We start from the raw sequence: 22,253 nt of genomic DNA on the forward strand, positions 1-22,253 counted from the left end.
GTGAACCAGGCCGGCGGCGCCCCTCTTCGCACTGTATCAGGGTGTGGATGTGAAGACTTCACATAATTGAAAATTACGCCCCTTCTGCGTGTGTCCAATCCGGGGCTAATTCGAAATCGAGTTAAGACAATTCCCAAATCCTCCCGGAAAGCCGTGGCCAAATAGTAGCTCCTCAAGCCTAGCCAACATAACACCCGCCGATACTCAATTCGGCCAGGCTAAATTGCCCAAAGACACAGAACTGAGATCAAGACTCAGGCAATCCAGTAACGCCGCTTGGCGGTCAATCTGCCCGGTTCTGTCGCAAACTCCGTCCCCACCTGTCAGATCGAACGCCATTCTGTTAACGCGGGCTGGAATATGACAGGAGCAAACCGTGACGATCTCATTTAAGGGTGCGCATTTTCCGAAAGACGTGATTTTGCACGCGGTTTTCTTCTACCTACGCTACGGTGTTTCATACCGGGATCTGGAAGAAATCATGGCGGAACGCGGCGTTAATCTGGATCATGCAACACTGAACCGCTGTGTCAGCCGATATGCTGTGCTCATTGCGGACGCAGCGCGGTATAGAAAGCGTCCCACAGACCGTTCGTGGCGCATGGATGAGACATATGTGAAAGTGAAGGGTGAATGGGTTTATCTCTATCGCGCCATCGACAAACACGGCAAGACCCTTGATTTCATGCTATCCGAGCGCCGGAACAAAGCCGCTGCGACGAGGTTTTTTGCCCGCGCGCTTGAGGTAAACGGTCTACCGCGCAAGATTGTCATCGACAAAAGTGGTGCCAACACGGCCGGCATCAAGGCAATCAATAAGATGCTCAAGAGCTTTGGTTGTCCAATCCCGATTGAGATGGTCAGGCGGAAATACCTCAATAACATCATTGAACAGGATCACCGCTTCATCAAACGAAGGATCAGACCCATGCTGGGCTTCAAATCTTTCGCTTCAGCCGCATCTGTCCTGGCAGGCATAGAACTGGTCAACATGATCCGCAAAGGTCAATTCACGCCCGGACTCCGTCCGTTTCAGCAGTTTATCCAGCTGGCGGGTTAAACTGCTAATCAATTCCACAGATGCTCCGCCATCCAAAAAATTTTTGCGACAGAACCGGTACAGTGACAATAACGGTGGACCAGTTCAATTGGGGAGGCTCAACCTTCCTCCATTCACATTCAAGAAAACTGAATAGAGCGAGCTGGTCGCCGTTACAAAGAGCCGATTGAGCTTCGCGCCACCAAAGCAGACATTCGAGACAATCTCAGGAATATGCACTTTCCCGATCAAAATTCCTTGGGAATTGATGCAATGCACGCCGTCGGCGGCTGAGCTCCAAATGCGGCCATCTCGGTCCAGCCGAAACCCGTCAAAAAACCCGTTTGTACATTCGGCAAAAACATCGCCTCCGGAGAGAGATTTCCCATCATCGCTAACCGAGAACTTGCGGACATGCGCCGGACCACCCGGTTTATGAGTACCACCAGTATCAGCCACAAAGAGCGTCTTGCCGTCATGTGAAAAGGCCAGACCGTTTGGTTTCACAAAATCTGTCGCGACCGCTGTCACCTCTCTCGTGTCGGGATCGATACGATAAACATGGCAGGCACCAATCTCGCTTTCGGCGCGCTCTCCTTCATAGTCCATCATGATGCCGTAAGACGGATCGGTGAACCAGATTGAGCCATCTGATCTGACAACCACGTCGTTCGGAGAATTGAGCCGCTTGCCTCCCCAAGCATCTGCTAGAACGATGATCGATCCATCATGTTCTGTGCGGGTCACCCGGCGGGTCAAATGCTCGCAGGAAACCAAACGTCCCTGCCCATCAACCGTATGGCCATTGGAGTTGTTCGCAGGCTCGCGGAACACCGACACCGAACCATCCGTATCATCCCAACGCATCATCCGATTGTTGGGAATATCGGACCACACGAGATAGCGGCCAGCAGCAAACCAGGCAGGTCCTTCCGTCCAGCGCGCACCTGTCCACAGTCTTTCAACGCGGGCATGCCCGATGAAACAACTTTCAAACTCTTTTTCGATGACCTCAAACCCGGTGCCTTCCAAAACGCCAAACACTATTCTGCTCCTTCGCTTGAGGGGATTTCCAATTGGTCGCCGGGCCGGACAGTACCCCATCCCATTTTTGCTCTTCTGTTACCTGGCAATGATGGGTCAGGCCCCCAAATTGCCTGATATGTATCATGGGCCCGGCCAGAGCGTTGCAGGAAAATGGCAACGGCAATCAAAAGAAACCAATATCCGGCGATCATAATCCACATCCAGCGCGGCGCGTTCGACGACCAAAGCCCGCTGAGGATCGCGAGTGCCGCCAGAAGCAGCGCAAGATATCCCAACACGCGGTGAATATGCTCAAACGCGACTCGCCATGCTGTCATATCGTAGTGATCGCCGGACAGGCTGCCATCGCTTGCTGGTGCCGTGGGGCCCCCCTTGCTGCCTCGAAAGACGCCCAAAACAACCTGTGCCGTTCCCAGACCAATAACCGTATAGCCCAGGGTCGCATGCAGCCAAGCGTCAGGGCGCTCTCCTGTGTTGGCGAGGACAAGTCCAACCCCAACGAGTGACAATACATAGGCAAAGGTCTGCCCTTTCCAGTGGCACAACCACCAGAACCGATTATCCAGCTCATGCGGCCAATTCTGACCCGGCAGGATCTTGAAGTAACGTGCTGCCAAGACCGCGGCTGGACAGATCACACCCCAGGCGATCACCATGCACCGAGCATGCCAAGACACGAGGAATCCAACGTCATGTCCTCGCGTTGAGTCGATAGGTGAAAGCAGCCAATCGATCATCAGCCCTTCACCGCTCCCGCTGTCATACCGGTGATGATCTGCCGCGAAGCCACAAATGTGAAAATGATCGGCGGTACGGCCAGCAACATGCCCGTGGCCATGATCACACCCCAGTCAATGTCATATTCCGTGATCGAGTTCACGATTGTGACGGGCACTGTCCGCGTCGATCTGCCAAGCAGGGCATTGGCCAAAAGGAACTCATTCCAGGCGATGCGGAAGGTGAAGATCGCGGCAGCGGCAAGGCCCGGTTTGATGATGGGCAGTACCACCAGATAGAACACCTGAAAAGGATTGGCACCGTCCATACGCGCCGCTTCTTCCAACTGGATCGGAACCTGTACGATGAAACTCTGCAATATCCAGATAACAAAGGGCAGGTTCATTGCAGTGTAGACGAGGATGATACCTGCATAGGATTGATCAAGGTGATACTGAAACGTCCAGATGCCAAATACTGGTACCAGCAATACGGCTGGCGGGACCATCCGCATCATCAGCGTTGTCATCGAAACCGCACCACGGCCCATAAAGCGAAACCGGACCAGAGCGTATGCCGCCATACAGCCAATCAAAAGGGTAATACCTGTCGAGATTGTCGCCACGATCAGAGAGTTGCGCAGGGCGCGGCCGAAGGTCGGATCGCAATACTGCACGTGATCCGGGTTGTACCACAGCACGTCGCACAAGACCGTTTCATAGTTCCTGATCGTTGGTGTGAAGAAAAAGGCCGACACACTTTCATCGTATATGTCGACATTCATTTTGAAGGACGTCGCCAGCATCAAAAGGATTGGCCCAGCTGACATGACAACCAGCGCAGCAAGTAAAGCATAGAAAGCCGGATTTTGTTTTTCGGTCTGAATAGCCATGATCTTCAGCTTTCCGTTTGTTCGGCGGCGGCACGCATTCTGGCGGCCCGCGCTTCTTGAACCTTGGTGTACATGAACATCCCCACGGTCAGCCCCATCAGCATCAGCAACAGGACATTCGACATCGCTGCGGCCTCACCCAGTTCCTGAAACTCCTGAGCGGTGCGGAAGATACGCAAGGCAATGATCTCGGTAGACAGGCCAGGGCCGCCATTGGTCAGAACTAGAATGACCTCAAGCACTTTGAACGCATCAATCAGGCGCAACAGCAGGGTCACAATCAAAACCGGCATCATCAGCGGTATCTTGATCATTGTGATCTTCTGCCATTCGCTTGCACCGTCGATCTCGGCAGCTTCCAATGCGGACCGTGGCAGCGACTGCATGGCCGCCAGCGCGAGAATGAAAATAAAGGGTGTCCACTGCCAGACATCGGCAATCACGACCGCAATAAACGACCACGTGCTGTCCGACAGCCATGGGATACCTTCGTCAAACCCCAGACTCTTGATTGTGCGGTTAAAGATGCCGACTGTCGGGTGATACATATAGCGCCACATCAGGCCGACCACGATGGGGGCGATCATCATGGGCAGAATGAAAACAGTCCGCAGCATGGACATGCCGCGTATGTTTCGATCCAGCAGCAAAGCCAGACCAACACCCAGAGCCATCTCCAGCGTCACCACGATGAAAGCAAATTTGATCGTAACCCAGAAGCTTTCGTGGAACGCACTGTCATGCAGAAGATTGATATAGTTCTTTAGTCCAACAAACTCGGCCTGACCAATGCGCTGGCTGGGACTCCAGTCAAGGAAACTGGCGTAGATCATATACCCTATCGGATAAAGCAACGCGAAGATCAGCACGATCGCCGCCGGCGCAAGAAACAGATAAGGGGTGAGCCGATTGGCCCGTGCAACAGCGCTCATGACTGTGGCCCTTTGACTTGTTGGAGTATTGTCTTGGGAGGCAGCGCCCGATCAAGAATTCAGGCGCTGCCCCAATGAGTTACCTATTGCTGCCAGGTGTAGTAACCGGCATCATCCATGATCGCTTTGCTGCGTTCAGCCACGCCATCCAGCGCTGTCTGGATGTCAAGGTCTTCGGTCAGAACTTGGCTGAGCGTTGTCCCCAGATCAGCATTGATCTTACCCCAAACCGGGATGATCGGACGCCAGTCGGGATCGGCATGTTTCAGGGCTTCTCCGAAGACCTCAAGATGCGGTTGTTCAGCCAGTACGTCCGGGTCGGAATGCGTCGAGAACCGGGATGGGTTTCCACCGGCAATCGCGATGGCCTTGTCCGCCTCTTTCGAGGTGAGCCACTGCATCAGCAGGAAAGCCGCATCCTTGTTCTGGGCGTTTGTAGGGATACCAATGCCGAACCCACCAGTCTGGCTGCCACGGCGCGCGCCTTCGGGATGCGGAGCCCAGCCGACTTGGCCCACGACCTTTGACTTTTCAGGGTTGTTGACCTGACCGGCAAAGACGGTGGAGTCCAGGAACATCGCTGAATTGCCCTGCAGGAAAGATGCGCCTGCTTCGGCAAACCCAAAGGTCTCGGCCCCCTCTGCGCCACAATCGACAATTGTCTTCAACGCTTCGGCGGCTTTAACCCCCTCTGCGTTGTTCATAATCGGGTTCCAGTTCTCGTCGAAGATGCGACCGCCCAGAGGCGCAAGGTGCAGTAAGTAGGCGTGCGATGCGTGATGCCCCGAGGCCGCGCGCGATGCCAAGCCACCCATGCCGGGTTCCAGCTCGGGTATTTTGCACGCCAGTTCCAGCAACTCGTCGTAGGTTTCAGGAACCTCAAGCCCATGCTTTTCGAAGATGTCTTTACGGTACCCAAGGATTGATGTCTCTGATCCGAACGGGATGCCGAACAGCGACCCAGTAGGTCCCGGCAGATATCCTTTGCTGCCGCCCGCGACACCAATATTGCCGACATAGCCATCAATCAGATCATCTGCGTCATAGGCCGGATCTGCAAGCGCGGGATTCATAAAGTACTTCGCAAGGTTTTCCAACTGGTCGGCATAGACATAGTCAGCCTTGGAAAACACCACATAGGCGATCAGGTCATAATCACCTTTGTTTTTGGTCAGTTCCAGTGTCTGCTTCTCGCGCATTTTCAGGTACTGAAGCTGATCGACTTCCACGCGAATTCCGGTTTCTTCCGTGAATTTCGGCAGCACCTGCATGACCGCATCAAAATGCGGATGGGCTGGGAAGTTAACAACCAAAGTTGTGCCTTCGTAGGGTTCGTAGGGATTGGCGATGGCCAACCCGGCTGTCAGTGTCAGGGCCGCTACGCCCGCACCGGTTTGTTTGAGTAAGTTCAGCATTTGCTCCTCCCATGCTGGTTTTGGGCCGCTGTTAAAGGGCGACCTCCCTTTCGCGATCAAAGAGATGAATTGCGTCTGCGTTGACTTCGAACCGAAGGGTTTCACCCAAAGCGATGGGTGTGTCCGATTTCAGTTCGACCTCAACTTTTTGACCTGCGCAGTCACAGATCAGAACCGATTGCGCGCCGATGTATTCCGAAACAACGACCCTGAGATCCAGGCTGGCAGTCTCTGGCGCATCCGGATTGTAGCTTAGATCAGAAGGCCGGATACCAAGGATAACATTGCTCAGGTCAGCGTTCGACAGGGTTCTCTGACGGTCCTGACCGAGGCCAATTGCGAAGCCTGCGCCGGTTACGAACAACCGGCCGCTTCGATCTTCGACCGTTGCATCCAGAAAGTTCATTGGAGGCGATCCGAGGAACCCGGCGACAAACTTGTTGGCCGGGCGCTTATACAGCTCTTCCGGTGTGCCTTGTTGCTGAATGTACCCGCCATGCATCACGACGATCCTGTCCGCGAGGGTCATCGCCTCGATCTGATCGTGGGTGACGTAGATCATGTTTTTCTGCACCTGTTGACGCATCAGCGCCAGCTCAGCCCGCATCTGCCCGCGCAATTTGGCGTCCAGATTGGATAGCGGTTCGTCGAACAGAAAGGTGCTGCTGTCGCGCGTCAGCGCCCGCCCCATTGCAACACGCTGGCGCTGTCCCCCTGACAACTCGCCCGGCTTGCGATGCAGATACTCGGTGAGGCCCAGCATCTTGGCGACCTCGCCCACCTTCCTGTCAATCTCCGCCTTTGGAACTTTCTGCAGCCGCAACGCGAAGGACATGTTCCGCGCCACGTCGAGATGCGGATAGAGCGCATAGTCCTGAAACACCATTGCCAGATCGCGGGCCTTGGGCTCCAAATGGCTGACCGGTTTTTCATCAATGAAAATCTCACCGTCCGAGACCGTCTCAAGCCCGGCGATCATGCGAAGTGTCGTGGACTTCCCGCAGCCGGACGGCCCGACAAAGACCGTGAACTCGTTCTCCTCCATCTCGAGGTCAATTCCATGCAGAACCTCAAAGTCCCCGTACCGTTTCACGAGGCCTTCCAACCGTATCCGGGGCATTGTTCCTCCACCCTTTGTTACCGGTCACAATATCAGCTATGTGACCGGTCACATAGTAAATTATATTTATTCTCATCAAGGGTTTAGAAATTTAAAGGGGCTTGCAGCTTTCGCGAAACTCTACGCGCGGTGTCAGCGTTACGTGGCAAGGCGAATCTGTTGAGATTTCATCCTCGTCCAAAAGGCGCGAAATAAGCTTGCCGGTTTGCCGCCCGATCTCGGTCGGATCAACAACAACGGTGGAAATCGAGGGGGAACTGAACCGCGAAACTTCAAAGTTCCCGAACCCAACGACAGAGATATCTTCGGGCACGGATTTACCAATTTGCAGAAGACGGCTCTGAACGCCAAAGGCAGCCATGTCCGATACGCAAAACACGCATTCCACCTGCGGATACTGTTCCAGAATAACGTCAACAGCCGCAGCACCATTTTCGATAGTAAGCGGCGGCGTTCCCAACATGATCTGAGCGTCGGCGTTCAGCCCCGCACCGCGCATGGCCTGCTCAAAACCGTCCCGGCGTGCGGCGCCTCGGGTCCAATCATCCTGCCTCTCGCCAAGAAACACGATGTTCTTGAAGCCGCGCTCAATCAGCGCCGTCGTCATGTCACAAGCGGCTTTGGAATTCGAGAACCCAACCGTGTGCGCAATGGGATGTTTTGGTTTTTCCCAGATTTCCACTATGGGCACCGATACGTCGGCCAACAAATCAAGCGTGCGCTGTGTATGACCGTCGTATGAGAGAACGATCGCTTCCGGGCGGCGGCGCAACATGGTTTCAACCAACTGCTCTTCGCGCTCCGCCGAATAGTCCGTGTGTCCCAGCAGCAGTTGAAGACCCACCTTTTCCAGCTCTTCCGTCAGGCTTTGAACCGTCAACGCAAAGTGCAAGTTATTCAGAGAGGGCAAAAGCACCGCCACAAAGCCGGATTTCTTGGTCGTCAGCGATCCTGCCATCTGGTCAGGTACATAGTTCATCTGCTTGACGACTTGCAGGATATGGTCGCGGGTTTCTTTGGAAATAGGGCTGTTTTTCTTCAGTGCCCGACTGACTGTCATCCGCGAAACGCCTGCCGCTTTGGCGACGTCTCGCATCGTGACATGCGTGCGACCGGGAATCTTGTTCGTCATGCAACCACCGCCTTTGGGCAGAAGTTAGACCACCTTGTTCCCGGTCACAATCTCACAACGTCAGCCCTGCAATTCGCTGGGTAAAAGCGCTGCAGGCATATTCTGATAGCTTACAGGTCGCAGCCAGCGCACGATGGCCAGAGTACCAACCGATGTGGCGCGAATGTCCGTGCTTGCCGGATAGGGCCCACCATGCATCATCGCAGAACACACCTCGACCCCCGTCGGGAAACCATTGGCCAGCAAACGGCCTGCCTTTTCTTCCAGCATCGGCATCAGGCTGCTGGCTAGGTCTGTATCTGCGTCATCCAAGTGCAGAGTCAAGGTCAGCTGACCCTCAAGGCATTCGGCAACCGCCCGCATCTCGTCAATGGAGTCACAGCGCACGAGTATACCCGCCGCCCCAAAGACTTCGTGTTGAAGCTTTGGATTTGCCATCCATTCCTTGGCACTGACCTTGAACAGCGCTGGAACAGCCGCGCGGTTGCCGGTTGCCGCCCCGCAAGACGTGACCTCGACCATCAGGTCGCGGAACTCCCGGACGCCTTGTTCAAAAGCCTCGTGAATTCCATCGGTAAGCATCTTCTGTTCAGCCGTATCATTCAGTGCAGCCGCACAGGCCGACTCCAGCGCGTCAGACTCAGGCCCGGCCAGCATGACAGCAACGCCGGGGTTGGTGCAGAATTGGCCCGCGCCCATTGTCAGCGACGCGGCCCACCCCGCCCCGATGTCAGCGGCGCGGGCAGCCATTGCGGCAGGCAGGCAGAACATTGGATTGACCGAGCCCAGCTCACCATAGAATGGGATCGGCTGCGGACGCGCGTGGCATTGATCATAGAGGGCACGCCCCCCGGCCAGCGATCCGGTAAAGCCAACCGCCCGAATTTCAGGATGCTGCACTAGCGCAGACCCGACCTCACGCCCCGAGCCTTGTACCATCTGGAATGTCCCCGAGGGCATGCCGCACATCTCTATCGCTTTTGCGATGGCTTGCGCCACAAGCTCGGCGGTTCCCGCATGGGCGCTGTGCCCCTTGACGATGACGGGACACCCAGCAGCCAGCGCCGAGGCCGTATCCCCGCCCGCCGTTGAAAAGGCGAGCGGGAAGTTCGACGCACCAAAGACGGCCACGGGGCCGATGGCTTTGTGCGTCAGGCGCAGATCAGGACGGGGGAGTGGCGTCCGATCAGGAAGTGCGCCATCTTTGCGGATATCAAGATATCCGGTCTCTTCGATCAGATCGGCAAACATGCGCAACTGCCCGGTTGTGCGGCCACGCTCGCCCACAAGACGCGCCTCGGGCAGTCCGGTCTCAGTCATGCCGGTCTGTGTGATTTCGTCCCCCGACACATCCATTTGGTCCGCAATCGCACGCAGGAACGCGGCACGCTCGGCCTGGAGTTTGCCGGAGTAAGCGCGAAAGTCCCGGCGTGCGGCCTTGCAGGCTTCGTCCACCTGCGCAGCCGTTGCCTGTGCAAAGCTCTGCCCGTCCAGATCGTCCGACGCACGCGAATTGTCTGAGCCGACCCACTTGCCGTCGATCAGGTTTTGTCCAAGGATCATGTTATTTTCCCCAATTCAGGACCATCGGGTCCAACGGTTTCAAAAGGTCGATCAACCGGTCCCGGATGGCCGGTCGCAGCGGATCTATGGGATGACGGCAGAACTCGGACCGGATCACGCCGCCTTCGACCATCGCGGCCTTGCAGGATTGCCAGCCGCATTGGCGGTTTTCGTGGTTGATCGCCATTGCCACACGTCCATAAGCGGCGGTGGCCTCGTCAATGCGACCCGCGTGGTGATGGGTGAGGACCGGCTTGATCTGATCTACGATCATGCCCGAGGTCATCGATCCTGTGGCACCAGCATCCAGATCGGCCAACAGGGTGATGCCCTCTTCACCATCAAAGGGTGCTTCGATGGCATCACCGCCTTCCGCGATTAGCGCGCGCAGCTTGTTGGCGGCGCGCGGGCATTCGATCTTGAACAACTTCACCATGTCGATCTCTTGCGCCATGCGCACCAGCAGCGGCACCGGCAGATCGACGCCCGACAAGGGCGCGTCCTGCACCATGATCGGAATGCCGACCTCACCCACGGCTGCAAACTGTTCGAATGTCTGCTGAGCGTTCCCTTTCAGAAGCGCGCCGTGATAGGGCGGCATCATCATCACAATGTCCGCGCCCAGTTCCTTGGCGAATTTCGCCCGCTCTACCGCGATCTGAGTGGCGAAATGGCTGATCGTCACAATTATCGGCACGCGACCGGCGACATGCTCAAGGCTAAGCCGCGTCAGGGTTGCACGTTCTTCGTCTGAAATAAGGAATTGTTCCGAGAAGTTGGCCAGAACGCAAACCCCGTCCGCGCCCTGATCGATCAGACAATCCAGAACGCGCTTCATCCCCTCAAGATCAAGCGAGCCGTCATCGTTGAACGGCGTCGGCGCGACGGGCCAGATACCGGTGTAAGTCATGGTTTACTCCGTTATCTCAAAATGTTTTAGGTGCTTGTCGGTGATCTTGATCCCCAGACCGGGCTTGTTGTCATCCAGGTCCAGCATTCCGTCTACGGCATCCGGATCGCCTTTGAAGATGTAGTAGAACAGCTCATTTCCAACCTCGACATCGAAGACCGGGAAGTATTCACTGATCATGCAGTTGGCGTTGGCCATGGTCAGATGGTAATTGTGCATCTGGCCCGCATGCGGGATGACCGGCACCTGAAAAGCCTCGGCGATGGCGTTGATTTTTTGCGCCGCCGTGATGCCGCCGACGCGATTGGTATCATATTGCAGGACGCTGACGGCTTTTTTCTCGATCAGATCTTTACAGCCAATGACCGAAAACTCGTGCTCACCCCCCGAGATCGGCACGATGTTCATCGCGTTGAGCTCGCGATAGCCTTCAACATCATCAGCAATGACCGGTTCCTCCAGCCAACGCGGTTCATATTGGACCAGCTTTGGCAGCATCCGCTTGGTATAGTCGAGGTTCCAGCCCTGGTAGCATTCCAGCATAAGGTCCACATCGTAGCCGATCACCTCGCGCACCGCTTCAACCCGTTTGAGGTTCTCGCGCATACCCGCCATGCCGTCCTTTGGTCCCCAGCCAAAGCGCATCTTGTATCCGGGATAGTTGTTTTTCTTAGCCTCTTCCGCCTCGGCCTGCATAGCCTCAATAGGGCCGGAATAGAGCTTGGAGTAATAGACCGGAATCTTTTCCTTGGTGCGACCGCCCAGCAATTTGAACACTGGTTTGCCAGCCAGTTTGCCCATCAAATCCCAGATCGCCAGATCCACGGCCGAGATCGCCGTCATACCAATGCCTTTGCGGCCCCAGGCGTGACTGCGCCGGTACATCTTTTCCCACAGATAAGCATAGTCGAACGGGTCTTCGCCGATGACCATAGGCCCGAACCAGTCATCAATCGCCTTCTTGACCACCGTGGGCGCAAGCGCAGCATTGCCGATACCGATGGTGCCGTCCTCGGTCTCAATTTCGCAGGTCAGCCACTGGTGGAACCGGAACGATGACATTGCATCGCCCTTGTCCCAAAGGACATCCGATGCATTGGTGCAGAAATTGCCGGTGGGTGGCACAGTCGGCCCGGTCCAGTTCCAGACGCGGGTGCGCACGGATTTGATTTTGGTCATCTTGGTCTCCTCAGTCCGCGCAGCGTTCTGCGCGATGCGTCTTTGCCATACGCACCAACAGGTCGAACGCCTGCCGCGTTGCGCCCGGATTGGCCTTGTTCTGTCCGGCAATATCGAAAGCGGTGCCATGGGCCGGGGTCGCCACCGGAATGGGCAACCCACCGGCAACGGTCACGCCGCGCTCAAACCCCAACAGCTTGATCGCGATCTGACCCTGGTCGTGATACATGGTCACAACCGCATCGACCTCACCGCGCTGCGCCTTCAGAAACACCGTGTCAGACGGCCATGGCCCCGTCACGTTCAACTGTTTCTGCTGTGCTTTGCGCACGGCGGGCTCCAGAATGTCGATCTCTTCCCGCCCGAATTTTCCGTTGTCGCCGGCATGGGGATTCAGCGCGGCTACCGCGATGTTGGGGCGGGCTTTCCCGGCCTTTCGCAGCGTTTCATTGGCCAGATTGACCGCCTTCAGTATTCCGTCTTCGGTGATATTGGCGGCGACATCTTTAAGACCAATGTGAGAGGTGACGCGCGTTGTCATCAGCTCGTCCAGAACGTTGAGTTCCGAGTGGTATCCATCATGGCCCATATAGCGCGCCATATAGCGGTGTTCATCCTCGGCATTCAGGCCTGCCGCTGTCATCGCGGCCTTATTGAACGGTCCAAACAGGATGCCATCGACCTGTCCGGCCATCGCCAGATCCATCGCTTGGTCGAGACAGCGAAGGGATGTGGTTCCGCCCTCAACGGTGACCTCTGCGATCTTCACGTCTTCGGGTGCAATCGTATCGAGCTCAAGATGCGACAGACCCGGTTGATCTGCCACCGCATCCACTGTGTTTAGCGGCACATCCAGTTCGGCCTGTTCCGCGCCGCGCTGCCAGAGGTGACTGTCACCCACCAGAACAATATCTGCGGCCTCCTGCACGCCGTCCTGGTTCAGCAATTTGGCAATCAGTTCCGGTCCGATCCCCGAAGGGTCGCCGGGTACGATAGCAATGCGCGGTTTCGTCATGCCGCAGTCTCCCAGTGTTTTGAAAATCCATCGGGCAGGATCACCATCACATCCGGTTCCTTGCCCGTATCAAAGGTCTGCACCACCTCGAACGTGTCGAGGTTGAACCGCTGCACCTGTTCACAATCAATAGCGATATAGGCGAATGCGGCCTCGTCATCGATACACAGCGCCAGCGGGTTCGCAGGTGTTTTCTGTTCGTGCACCATTTCCCCCGTTGCCTCGTCAAAGACGGAAAACGACCCGCCGAAGTGGTTCATCGTGACCAGCCGGTTTCGTTTCGCATCGTAGTAGATGCGGCAGGGGTCATCTGGCGTCGGAAAGCTGCGCTTGATTTCCAACGTGTCCGTATTGATCACTGCCACGGTGTTGGAAATGCGCTGCGAGGTATAGAGCGTCTGCGCCTCTTCCCGCAGGCAACGCCCTTCGGGTTTCTGACCGGTCTTGATCGAAATCGGAGCAACAGATGCATCATAGGGGTTGAACACCGTCACATCGCCCGAGGTCAGGTTCATCGAATAGGCCGTGTGCCCGTCTTTGGTCAGCGCAAACAGATGGCATTTGGTGCCGCCGGTGGGGGTGATGTGATCCCAGCCCTGATCGAAGGCGCGCGGGTTTTCCTTGACCAGCAGATGTCCGGTCCATTCCGAAAGCACATAAAGCCGGCCTTGTCCGTCAAGACCGATCCCATGCGGGCGGGCGTGCTCGCCCAGATCATAGGTGTGAACGATTTCCTGCTTGCGGATATCAATCACTATGACCGAGCGGCCATCGGTGCCGTCGATGCCTGAATTCTGCACACCGTAGTGTCCGACATAGGCATAGTGAAAATCGTCATCGACCACGAACTCATGGGGGAAATGCGGCAGATCCAAACGACCCTGACGGGCACCTGTTTCAATATCGTACCAGCTTACGCAATGGCTGCATTTTTCGATCAGCATCATGGATTGCGCCATCTTGGATCCCTTTCCACATCAACTTTTTTTCTTATGTGACCGGTCACATCGTTATTAACCGCACAAGCAAACGTCAATCCCCAATTCGGTTTGAACCGTGGGTATGGGCGGGGTTCCCCGCCCAGCCCGTTTAGCGCTCTAGCGCGCCAACACCCGAAAACCGGAACGCTTCCTGTTCCAGTGCATCCAGTTCTTCGGTGCTCATTTGGTCATGCGCGACCGTGATCCGACCGAGGAAGACAAAAGGCAGTTCGTCCTGGCGGCCCTCCATATGCGCCTTGATCGCTTCGGCTGTCGCCGCGCCGACGTCATCACCCATGCGCATGGGCGTCGCGTCCAGCTCGCCTCGGCGGATGGCGTCCAGTTCAAGACCAGTGCCGCCCCAACCGGTTGAGAACACGTCTTTCTCTTTGCCAACTGCAACCTGTGCTTCGACTGACCCCATCGCCATCGCGGTGTTGGCGTTATGGATGATCGTGGCTTCGGGGTAGGCTTGCAGGATCAAGCTGGTGCCCTCAAATCCGCCTTCGCGCTGGTACTCACCGTAGTGCTCATAAACGGTGGTCCAGTTCCCTTTCTCTTCGACGCAGGCCTTGAAATCACCTGAACGCTGGTCGTCGGTAATGCCAGGAATTCCGCGGTTCATCGCCATCGTGACGTCACTGCCCAGCCGTTCCAGCATATAGTCGCACATGGTCAGAGCACCGGCGGCTGAGCTGAAATCGAACCAGGCATCCGGCTGATTTGTCAGCTCTTTCGGTGGCGTGTGGAAGGCCCAGACGAAGGTTGCAAACCCGTCATTTCCGGCCATCTTGTCGATATTGTCCGCCTGAATAGCCAGTTCCGACGGGCCAAAGATGACAAAGTCATAAAGGTCCGCATCCTGAACCACCTGATTGGCATAGGTCGATTGCAGGCTGTGTTCGATCTGACGGCTGGCGAACTCGGTGGTCTCGAATTCGATACCCAACTCGTCCAGACGCTTAGTCATCGCCAGATAGTTGCGCGCCCAGAAATCCGACGTGTCGGCAGAGGGGTAAATCAGCGCGATCTGCAGCGGCCCGTCCTGCGCGCCCGAGTACTTGACCGCCTCGGCCCCCGTCACGGCTTGCAATGCTTCCAGCTTGCCATCGGCATTCACCTCACCGGGAACCCAATAGTCGCGCTCTTCGATGCCCGGCAGCTCTTTCAGCGGCAGTTTTCCGTGCCCGTCGGCAAAGGCCGCAGTGGCACACATGCAAAACGCGCTTGTCGTCAGTAGTGCTTTGTTGAATTGTTTCACGGTAAGTCCTCCCTTTCGCGAACATTGTGGGGTCTTGCAGGTGCGCAGGGACTCCTACCTCCCGGCGCACCACCTTTATTGCCTTAGCCGCTTGGCGCAGGCTCGGTTGCCAGCCCGGCCCCGAGGGCCAGCAACAGCATCAGTGCTCCGATCAACGCGGCGGAGAAACGTATCAGTTTCTGCGCTTCTTTGGTGCGCAGCCCGGCCAGCAGGCTGCGTGCGCCATCGCGATCTTTCTTTTGCATCCATGTGTAGAGCGCGACCGAACTGACAATCACGACGCCCGAGGCAACCGACTGCCAGAAGAATTCGATCCGCAGCGTGACCAACGCGTTGATCATCATCGACAGAAGCAGAACACCGGCCAGCGACCCCAGCATCGAGGCGCGCCCGCCGAACAGCGAGGTGCCGCCCACCACAACCGCCGCGATGACATGCAGGTTGAAATACGGGGCCGAGGTCGCCTGAATGGCGTTCAGCTTACCGGTCAGCATGACACCCGCCATCGCCGCCGCCGCACCCATCAGCACATAGGCATAGATCTTGTGGCGATCGACGGCCACGCCGGTCATTTCACTGGCTTCCGGGTTCGAGCCAATGGCAATCGTGTAGCGCCCGAAATAGGTGCGGGTCAGCACGACATAACCAATCGCCATGGTGATCAGACCCAGAACCACCGGAACCGGAATGAAACCGGGAATCTGACCGCGCCCAATTTCAGTGATCAGGTCGGGGAAACGGGCCAATACCAGCCCCTTGGCAATCACCAGTGCCAGACCGCGATACACAAGGTCCATGGCCAGCGTGCCGATCAGGTCCGGCACCTTGAACCGGGTGATGACCAAACCGTTGATCAGCCCCATCAACGCGCCGAGAACAATGGACAAAGGCACCGCGACCCAGGCCGGAAACCCGTATTGCTTGACCAGAAAGGCCATCAGGATCGCGGACAAAGCCGCGATGGACCCAATCGACAGGTCGATCCCGCGCTGGGTAATGACGAAGGTCATTGCCATCGCCATCGGCATATAAAGCGCGGCATCCAGCAGGATCAGGTTGAGGTTGGTCAGGCGGAAATACCGCGCCGGTTCGGCGATGCCCATAAAGAGAAGGATCGCCAAAATCATAACCATTGGGCCGATGAAAGCCAGATACGGCTCAAGCCGGTCCATGATGGTTCTCTGGTCTGGGTTTGTCATTGCTGCGGACATGTCGTTCTCCTTCACGCGGCCGCATCCCGGGCACCGACGATCAGGCCCAGAACATCTTGAACGGAACTTTCCGCAGTTTTGACGACGCCAGCCGCGCGGCCACGGCGCTGCACATGCACGCGGTCCGCGACCTCAAAGACGTCATCCAGCGAATGCGAAATCAGGATCACGGCAAGACCCTGTTCGCGCAGCGTCTTGATCAGTTTCAGCGTCCGCGCGGTTTCCTGCGGACCCAAAGCTGCCGTGGGTTCGTCCATGACCAACAAGCGCAGATCTTCGTGATACACCGCACGTGAAATCGCAACGGCCTGCCGCTGACCACCCGAGAGGCTTTCAGTCATCACATCCATCGACCGAAGCCGGACGCCGAGCCGTTCTTCCAGCACCCGTGCGGCCTCGGACTTCATGCGTTTGTTGTCTAGAAACGGAATGCCGAACACGTTTGTGGTAAGCTCATTGCCCAGAAACATGTTGGCCGCCGGAGACAGGTGATCTGCCAGCGCAAGCGTCTGGTAGACGGCATCAATCCCGTTGGCGATTGCGTCAGAGTGGCTGGCCATTTCCAACGGCTTTCCATCCAACAGAATATGACCTTCGGTCGGTTGGTACACACCGGTCAGAATCTTGATCAGGGTGGACTTGCCTGCCCCGTTGTCGCCAACAATGGCAAGTACCTCGCCCGCATAGGCCGTCAGGTCTACATCCTGCAGCGCGGTCACCCCGCCAAAGCGTTTTGTTATTCCTTGCATTTGAACCAATGGCTGATCGCTCATGGTTTCCTCCTTTGCACAAAGCTCCGCCATGGCGGTTGAAAGACCGCTGAGTTGGCTTTGCGTTGTGTCATCTTTTCGAGCGGGGCCCTCGCCAATTCAGGCAAGGACCACCAGATCGGTTACTTGCCCCAGATCATTGCGTAGGCTTCGCGATAAGGGCTGTCCGGGTCGAACTGATTGCTGTCGCCCAGCTTTGCCAGACCTTCCTCGGTCACCAGTGCGGGCGACGTGACATAGCCAGAGCACGCCTCGCCCTGAATGGCGCGGTTCAACTCATCTACCAATTGCCAGCCTTGCAGATTCAGCGGCTCGGCCACGGTGATGGTCTGATAGTTGCCGCTGCGGATCCGCTGGAAGGCAGCCTCGGAACCATCACCAGCCGAGCCCGCTTGAGGCCCGTCGTCGGACGAGATACCCGCCGCCGCCAACGCAGGTCCCATGAAGTCAAAATAAAGATCGTTGATCGCTAGCGCGTGTGTCCACTGGTCGCCGTATTTCTGCAGCAGGCTCGTGGTCAAAGGTCCCATTCGGGCCGATGTATCGGCGATCGGAGTATCGACATATTCCAGCACCGTACCGCCCGCCGCTTCGATGGTTTCCTTGATCCGATCGGCCTTATCGATGGCGATCTGATAGGTCGAGTCGGTGAAGATTATCGCGCCGACCCCGTCGCCGCCGTCTTCCATGGCCCATTCGGCAGCCACCTCGGACACCGTCATGGCGTCGGTTGAAACATTGGCAAAGATGCCGCCGGGTGCGTCACATCCGATCTTTGGACCGGAATGCCAGGCGACCATTGGAATGCCTGCACTGACAACACCTTCCAGTGCGGCTTGCTGTTCGACAGCGTCAAAACCGTTGATGATGATGCCGTCCGGCTGCAAAGCCAACGCCTGGCCGATGGCTCCGGTCCGCCCCTGAATGGAACCGGCTCCGTCCAGCACGCGAACGTCCCAGCCAATGGTGCCAACTGCTTCCTCGACGCCATTGGTGACCCCGAGAATACCACCGTTTTTGAGGTCGCCAGCAACGACAACAATGGATTTACCCTCTGCGGCTGTTGGTCCGCTGGTGGGGCCGTCAAACGCCGTCTCGGCGGTCACCGGAAATCCCAAACCGGTCAGAAGCGCGGCAGCGGATACCGCCATGAAAGTCCGTTTCAGCATAATCTCCTCCCTTATGCTGTTTACTTTTTGGCGCCTTTGCGTCGCTGAGCGTAACCGGCGATACCGATTGCGATCAGAAGCGTGACACCGTTGAACATCGGCTCGACCCAAAAGGATCCACCGAATTGCTGAATGCCCGAGATACCAACAGCCAGGATCGCGACACCCACGACTGTTCCCCAAACATTCACGCGTCCCGGCTTGATGGTCGTGGACCCAAGAAAGGCCCCGACCAAAGCAGGTAACAGGAATTCAAGACCGACCGAGGCTTGCCCGATCCGCAATTTCGACGCCAGCAACACGCCCGCAAAGGCGGTGATCAGGCCTGATGACATGAACGCACCAATGACGAATTTTCGCGTCGGAATACCGTTCAGCTGCGCGGCGCGCTGGTTTGCACCTATCGCATAGAGATACCGGCCAATCGGCGTGTACTCCAGGATCAGCCACATCACGACAGTGATAGCCAGCACATAAAACCCGGTGATTGGCAGGCCGAAGACAAAGGTGCCGTTGATGGCATAGAAACTCTCCGGCAACGCGCCGACCATCTGACGTCCGCCTGTGTGCCACAGCGCCAGAGCATACAGGACCGTGCCTGTTCCCAGCGTGGCAATAAAGCTGTCGATCTTGGCGACCTCGACCAGCAGACCGTTCAGGAAACCAGTCAGCAGGCCCAGCAACAGAACAATCGCCACCGCAATCGGCCACGGAATGCCGTACAAGGTCTGTAGAGAAATCGCCAGGACATGCCATAGTACAATCCCATACCCGACCGTCAGGTCGATACGGCCTGCCGCCATCGGTATCATCGCTCCCAATGACAGAAGCGCAATGATTGCCTTGTCCGAGATAATCGCCCGTAGGTTCAGAAGCGTTGGGAACGTGTTCGGCAGAAGGATCGAAAACAGGATGATCAGAAAGCCCGTCAGCAGGACCAGACCATAAACCGGCAGAAACCGCAGGATTCGTGTTTTGACCGAGGCACCTTTCAACTCGGCCTTGGTGGGTTCCAGCGCGTTGGATTCAAGCGATTGCATAGTCGTATTCCTTAACTCGCCACGGCGTTCGACGCCGAGGCAGCCTGTATCAGGTTTTCAGTAGTCAGTTCAGTGCCGGTCAGCTCGCGTACGATCTGCCCCTGACTGAAGACAATAGCGCGATGGCAGATGGCCGCGACTTCCTCAAAGTCTGTCGAGACGACAATGATGCCAACGCCGTCCTCCATGGCGCGGTTCAGCAGGGCGTAGATTTCTGCCTTGGCACCAACATCCACTCCGGCTGTCGGGTCTTCACAAATCAAAAGCTTGCGTTTGGTTTCAAGCCAACGCCCGATGACAACCTTTTGCTGATTCCCACCCGACAAGCTTTCGATCGCCATGCTCTGATCGTTTGGAGACAGAGCCACATCCGCACCAATACGCGCCGCACTTTCCGTTTCAACCCGATGGCTCATGAAGGACAGCAACGACCGGCCTATGGCCGCAGGATTGAGGAATGTATTCTCACGGATCGTCAGCGACATGGCGACAGATTCTTCGGTTCTGTCCCGCGCCACCAGGCCGATCCCGGACGCCATTGCAGTTTGCGGCGAGCTCAGGTCAGGCGTTTCACCATGCAGGTTTATCTGGCCGCTAAACCCTTCCGACCCGAACAGCGCGCGCGATACGTTCTCATGCCCTGCGCCGCGCAGTCCCACAAGACCGACGATCTCATTGGTCTGCAGTTGAAAGCTGACATTATGCGCCGCTTCCATATTCAATCCGGACACCTCAAGCAGCGTATCGCCTGGCGGGATGTCCGGCTTCATCACCTGCCGCGTCTTGCGGCCAACAATCATGTAAACCAGTTCTTCCGGTGTGGTATGGTCGATGCTGCGCAGACCCACCATCTCGCCATCCCGCAGAACAGCAACCCGGTCGGCAATCTGAAAAATCTCATCCAACCGATGAGACACGTAAATCATGCCGACGCCCTGCTCTTTCAATGGGCGTAGCGCCTCAAACAGCCTCTCAACCTCATCTGCTGGGAGAGACGCCGTTGGCTCATCCAGAACAAGATAGTCGCAATCCACCGCCAGCGCACGCGCGATTGCGACAAGAGATTTCTCGGTGCGTGACAAGTCCTGAACCCGTGTGGTCGGATCGAATTCACATCCCACCTTGTCCAAGGCCTCCTGCGCAAAGCTGTCGACCGACTTCCAGTTGATCAACCCACTCTTTCGAGAATAGCCCAAGGCCAGCGCGATGTTCTCGGCCACTGTCATCCATTCGATCATGCCCAAATCCTGGTGGATAAAGGCGACGGACTGGCGTTCACCAAATCCGCCCGGGCGATGTTCATAGGGTTGGCCGTTGATCAGAACCCGCCCTTCATCCGCTTTGTGAATGCCGCCAAGGATTTTGATGAGGGTCGATTTGCCTGCCCCGTTTTCGCCCAGGAGGGCTACAATCTCACCGCGCTCGACATTCAGGGAAACATCCCGCAGCGCATAGGTGCCGCCAAAATGCTTCTTTATCCCGTCGAAGAACAAATTGTTTTGCGCAGTGCTAGGCACAGCTGCCTCCTCCCAGATCTGGGTAACTCCAATGCTCCTCAACATCGTATTGAGTTACCCGTAACGTTACGCTAGCATTCGCACAGGCCATACGAATGTCAACAAAAAAGAGTTACCCGTAACGTAAATGAGCAGTGACCCTGATAAAATAAGTAAAAACAACAAGGTGAGCCTCGCGGAAGTGGCAAAGGCTGCAGGCGTTTCGAAGATGACTGCCAGTCGAGTCTTACGGGATGAAGGCGGTTTCTCGGAAAAAACGCGTGCCAAAGTAATGGCCGAAGTGGACAGGTTGGGGTATCTGCCGAATCGTTTGGCAACGGTTTTTGCCGGTGACAAAAAGTCGACTTTTGTCGGCGTCAGCATCCCGGAACTGGGCAATGAAATCTTCGCCCAGGTGCTGGAAGGCATAGATCGCAAACTTGGTGCGTTCGGCCACCAAACCGTTTTGGGCCTCACCGAGCATGAAATCGACCATGAGGAAAAATGGATCGAGACCGTACTGTCCTGGCAACCTGCCGGGCTGATTATCACAGGTCGCTCGCACAGCCAAAAAGCGATCCAGATGCTGCGCGGCGCGGGTATCCCGTTGGTCGAAATCTGGGATTTCAATTCAAGCCCGTTGGACATGTGCGTGGGGCTCAACCACTTTGACAGCGGCTACAGCATGGGTCGCTATTTGGCTGGAATGGAGTATCAAAAATTCGGCTATGTCGGCACATCGCATGACGTGGCCAACGCGGCGACGGCACGTCTTCACGGATTTTCAAAAGCGATCGAAGATGCAAACGGGCGGCTGGAAAAGCAGTTGCTGCTCAAAGACACGCCGGGGTTCTACACCGGGTTCTACGGCACGGAACAATTGTTGGCAGCCCATCGCGACGTTGAGGTCATCTTCTACCAAAACGACAATATGGCGATCGGCGGGCTGCAATATGCGCAGAAGATCGGGTTGAGTATTCCCGACGATATCGGAATTGCGGGATGGGGTGACTTGCCAATTTCGGCGATTCAACCTTATCGGTTGACTTCTATTGCAGTTCCCCATCTCAAGATTGGCCAGATTGCGGCCGAGATGGTTCTGGCCCAAATCAACGGCGAACCAGTCAAGTCCACTACAGATGTCGGGTTTAGGCTTATTCCTGGGAGTACGGTACGAAAGAAAAAAATAGACCGAATGGGTAAGTTGTGAATAGCCAGCTAGGTGGCGCAAGGGGCTCTGTTGCAAACTTTTGGCGGTTGACGGTCTGGTGGCTATCGGGTGAATGACTGGTTCTGTCGCAATTTTCTTTGAAGGCTGATGATATCGCGCAGGCGGGTCTATTCCCCTGCCAGTTGGGCAAATTG

The 22,253-nt window shown here is 56.4% G+C and carries 20 protein-coding genes; 2 read left to right on the top strand and 18 right to left on the bottom strand.

Annotation, left to right across the window (positions count from 1 at the left end; genetic code table 11):
- Positions 1-376: 376 nt before the first annotated feature.
- Positions 377-1,060 (top strand): IS6 family transposase, encoded by a 684-nt coding sequence (locus AC2FFE_RS20475; protein ID WP_496821126.1) that lies wholly within the window; start codon positions 377-379, stop codon positions 1,058-1,060.
- An 84-nt stretch (positions 1,061-1,144) separates the two neighbouring features.
- Here AC2FFE_RS20475 and AC2FFE_RS20480 read toward each other — a convergent pair whose 3' ends face one another.
- From AC2FFE_RS20480 to AC2FFE_RS20565, 18 genes are all read right to left on the bottom strand, one after another.
- Positions 1,145-2,083 carry an SMP-30/gluconolactonase/LRE family protein gene (locus tag AC2FFE_RS20480; protein ID WP_496847569.1) on the bottom strand — a complete coding sequence of 313 codons (939 nt, stop codon included), beginning with the start codon at positions 2,081-2,083 and terminating at the stop codon, positions 1,145-1,147.
- A complete protein-coding gene (locus AC2FFE_RS20485) occupies positions 2,083-2,763 on the bottom strand; it encodes a cytochrome b561 domain-containing protein (RefSeq protein WP_496821123.1) in 681 nt (226 codons plus the stop codon). The genes AC2FFE_RS20480 and AC2FFE_RS20485 overlap by 1 nt, the downstream gene beginning before the upstream one ends.
- A 59-nt stretch (positions 2,764-2,822) precedes the next feature.
- Positions 2,823-3,695 carry a carbohydrate ABC transporter permease gene (locus tag AC2FFE_RS20490; protein ID WP_170537286.1) on the bottom strand — a complete coding sequence of 291 codons (873 nt, stop codon included), beginning with the start codon at positions 3,693-3,695 and terminating at the stop codon, positions 2,823-2,825.
- Between the two features lie 5 nt (positions 3,696-3,700).
- The gene (locus tag AC2FFE_RS20495) at positions 3,701-4,627 is read right to left on the bottom strand and encodes a carbohydrate ABC transporter permease (RefSeq protein WP_353012822.1); all 927 of its coding nucleotides are present in this window, start codon (positions 4,625-4,627) and stop codon (positions 3,701-3,703) included.
- An 83-nt stretch (positions 4,628-4,710) separates the two neighbouring features.
- Positions 4,711-6,042 (bottom strand): ABC transporter substrate-binding protein, encoded by a 1,332-nt coding sequence (locus tag AC2FFE_RS20500; protein ID WP_496821122.1) that lies wholly within the window; start codon positions 6,040-6,042, stop codon positions 4,711-4,713.
- A 31-nt stretch (positions 6,043-6,073) separates the two neighbouring features.
- The gene (locus AC2FFE_RS20505) at positions 6,074-7,162 is read right to left on the bottom strand and encodes an ABC transporter ATP-binding protein (RefSeq protein ID WP_496821120.1); all 1,089 of its coding nucleotides are present in this window, start codon (positions 7,160-7,162) and stop codon (positions 6,074-6,076) included.
- A gap of 91 nt (positions 7,163-7,253) precedes the next feature.
- Entirely contained in the window at positions 7,254-8,294 is a 1,041-nt protein-coding gene (locus AC2FFE_RS20510; protein WP_496821119.1) for a LacI family DNA-binding transcriptional regulator, read from the bottom strand.
- Positions 8,295-8,354: 60 nt separating this feature from the next.
- Positions 8,355-9,857: an aldehyde dehydrogenase (NADP(+)) gene (locus AC2FFE_RS20515; protein ID WP_496821118.1), complete on the bottom strand. Its 1,503-nt coding sequence runs from the start codon at positions 9,855-9,857 to the stop codon at positions 8,355-8,357.
- Between the two features lies 1 nt (position 9,858).
- Positions 9,859-10,767 (bottom strand): dihydrodipicolinate synthase family protein, encoded by a 909-nt coding sequence (locus tag AC2FFE_RS20520; protein WP_496847571.1) that lies wholly within the window; start codon positions 10,765-10,767, stop codon positions 9,859-9,861.
- Between the two features lie 3 nt (positions 10,768-10,770).
- Positions 10,771-11,946, bottom strand: a complete 1,176-nt coding sequence (locus AC2FFE_RS20525) for an L-rhamnonate dehydratase (RefSeq protein ID WP_496847573.1) — start codon at positions 11,944-11,946, stop codon at positions 10,771-10,773.
- A gap of 10 nt (positions 11,947-11,956) precedes the next feature.
- On the bottom strand, positions 11,957-12,961 hold the full coding sequence (locus AC2FFE_RS20530; protein ID WP_496821114.1) for a 4-hydroxythreonine-4-phosphate dehydrogenase PdxA: 1,005 nt from the start codon (positions 12,959-12,961) through the stop codon (positions 11,957-11,959).
- Positions 12,958-13,920, bottom strand: a complete 963-nt coding sequence (locus AC2FFE_RS20535; RefSeq protein ID WP_496821113.1) for a YncE family protein — start codon at positions 13,918-13,920, stop codon at positions 12,958-12,960. The genes AC2FFE_RS20530 and AC2FFE_RS20535 overlap by 4 nt, the downstream gene beginning before the upstream one ends.
- A 130-nt stretch (positions 13,921-14,050) precedes the next feature.
- Positions 14,051-15,202, bottom strand: a complete 1,152-nt coding sequence (locus AC2FFE_RS20540; protein WP_496821111.1) for a substrate-binding domain-containing protein — start codon at positions 15,200-15,202, stop codon at positions 14,051-14,053.
- An 83-nt stretch (positions 15,203-15,285) separates the two neighbouring features.
- A complete protein-coding gene (locus AC2FFE_RS20545; protein WP_496847575.1) occupies positions 15,286-16,413 on the bottom strand; it encodes an ABC transporter permease in 1,128 nt (375 codons plus the stop codon).
- Positions 16,414-16,424: 11 nt separating this feature from the next.
- Entirely contained in the window at positions 16,425-17,186 is a 762-nt protein-coding gene (locus tag AC2FFE_RS20550) for an ATP-binding cassette domain-containing protein (protein WP_496821109.1), read from the bottom strand.
- A gap of 119 nt (positions 17,187-17,305) precedes the next feature.
- Entirely contained in the window at positions 17,306-18,352 is a 1,047-nt protein-coding gene (locus tag AC2FFE_RS20555; RefSeq protein WP_496821107.1) for a substrate-binding domain-containing protein, read from the bottom strand.
- Between the two features lie 20 nt (positions 18,353-18,372).
- The gene (locus tag AC2FFE_RS20560; RefSeq protein ID WP_496821106.1) at positions 18,373-19,392 is read right to left on the bottom strand and encodes an ABC transporter permease; all 1,020 of its coding nucleotides are present in this window, start codon (positions 19,390-19,392) and stop codon (positions 18,373-18,375) included.
- Between the two features lie 11 nt (positions 19,393-19,403).
- Entirely contained in the window at positions 19,404-20,909 is a 1,506-nt protein-coding gene (locus AC2FFE_RS20565) for a sugar ABC transporter ATP-binding protein (RefSeq protein ID WP_496821105.1), read from the bottom strand.
- A 127-nt stretch (positions 20,910-21,036) separates the two neighbouring features.
- Between AC2FFE_RS20565 and AC2FFE_RS20570 the strand changes: the two genes are divergently transcribed.
- The gene (locus AC2FFE_RS20570) at positions 21,037-22,098 is read left to right on the top strand and encodes a LacI family DNA-binding transcriptional regulator (RefSeq protein WP_496847577.1); all 1,062 of its coding nucleotides are present in this window, start codon (positions 21,037-21,039) and stop codon (positions 22,096-22,098) included.
- The last annotated feature ends 155 nt before the right edge of the window (positions 22,099-22,253 follow it).

This window comes from Ruegeria sp. YTSA168, assembly GCF_059610045.1.

Excerpts from the sequence above, each read along its gene's own strand:
- AC2FFE_RS20490 (WP_170537286.1), bottom strand. The coding sequence starts at position 3,695 with ATGGCTATTCAGACCGAAAAACAAAATCCGGCTTTCTATGCTTTACTT.
- AC2FFE_RS20495 (WP_353012822.1), bottom strand. The coding sequence starts at position 4,627 with ATGAGCGCTGTTGCACGGGCCAATCGGCTCACCCCTTATCTGTTTCTT.
- AC2FFE_RS20500 (WP_496821122.1), bottom strand. The coding sequence starts at position 6,042 with ATGCTGAACTTACTCAAACAAACCGGTGCGGGCGTAGCGGCCCTGACA.
- AC2FFE_RS20505 (WP_496821120.1), bottom strand. The coding sequence starts at position 7,162 with ATGCCCCGGATACGGTTGGAAGGCCTCGTGAAACGGTACGGGGACTTT.
- AC2FFE_RS20510 (WP_496821119.1), bottom strand. The coding sequence starts at position 8,294 with ATGACGAACAAGATTCCCGGTCGCACGCATGTCACGATGCGAGACGTC.
- AC2FFE_RS20515 (WP_496821118.1), bottom strand. The coding sequence starts at position 9,857 with ATGATCCTTGGACAAAACCTGATCGACGGCAAGTGGGTCGGCTCAGAC.
- AC2FFE_RS20520 (WP_496847571.1), bottom strand. The coding sequence starts at position 10,767 with ATGACTTACACCGGTATCTGGCCCGTCGCGCCGACGCCGTTCAACGAT.
- AC2FFE_RS20525 (WP_496847573.1), bottom strand. The coding sequence starts at position 11,946 with ATGACCAAAATCAAATCCGTGCGCACCCGCGTCTGGAACTGGACCGGG.
- AC2FFE_RS20530 (WP_496821114.1), bottom strand. The coding sequence starts at position 12,961 with ATGACGAAACCGCGCATTGCTATCGTACCCGGCGACCCTTCGGGGATC.
- AC2FFE_RS20535 (WP_496821113.1), bottom strand. The coding sequence starts at position 13,920 with ATGGCGCAATCCATGATGCTGATCGAAAAATGCAGCCATTGCGTAAGC.
- AC2FFE_RS20545 (WP_496847575.1), bottom strand. The coding sequence starts at position 16,413 with ATGTCCGCAGCAATGACAAACCCAGACCAGAGAACCATCATGGACCGG.
- AC2FFE_RS20550 (WP_496821109.1), bottom strand. The coding sequence starts at position 17,186 with ATGAGCGATCAGCCATTGGTTCAAATGCAAGGAATAACAAAACGCTTT.
- AC2FFE_RS20555 (WP_496821107.1), bottom strand. The coding sequence starts at position 18,352 with ATGCTGAAACGGACTTTCATGGCGGTATCCGCTGCCGCGCTTCTGACC.
- AC2FFE_RS20560 (WP_496821106.1), bottom strand. The coding sequence starts at position 19,392 with ATGCAATCGCTTGAATCCAACGCGCTGGAACCCACCAAGGCCGAGTTG.
- AC2FFE_RS20570 (WP_496847577.1), top strand. The coding sequence starts at position 21,037 with ATGAGCAGTGACCCTGATAAAATAAGTAAAAACAACAAGGTGAGCCTC.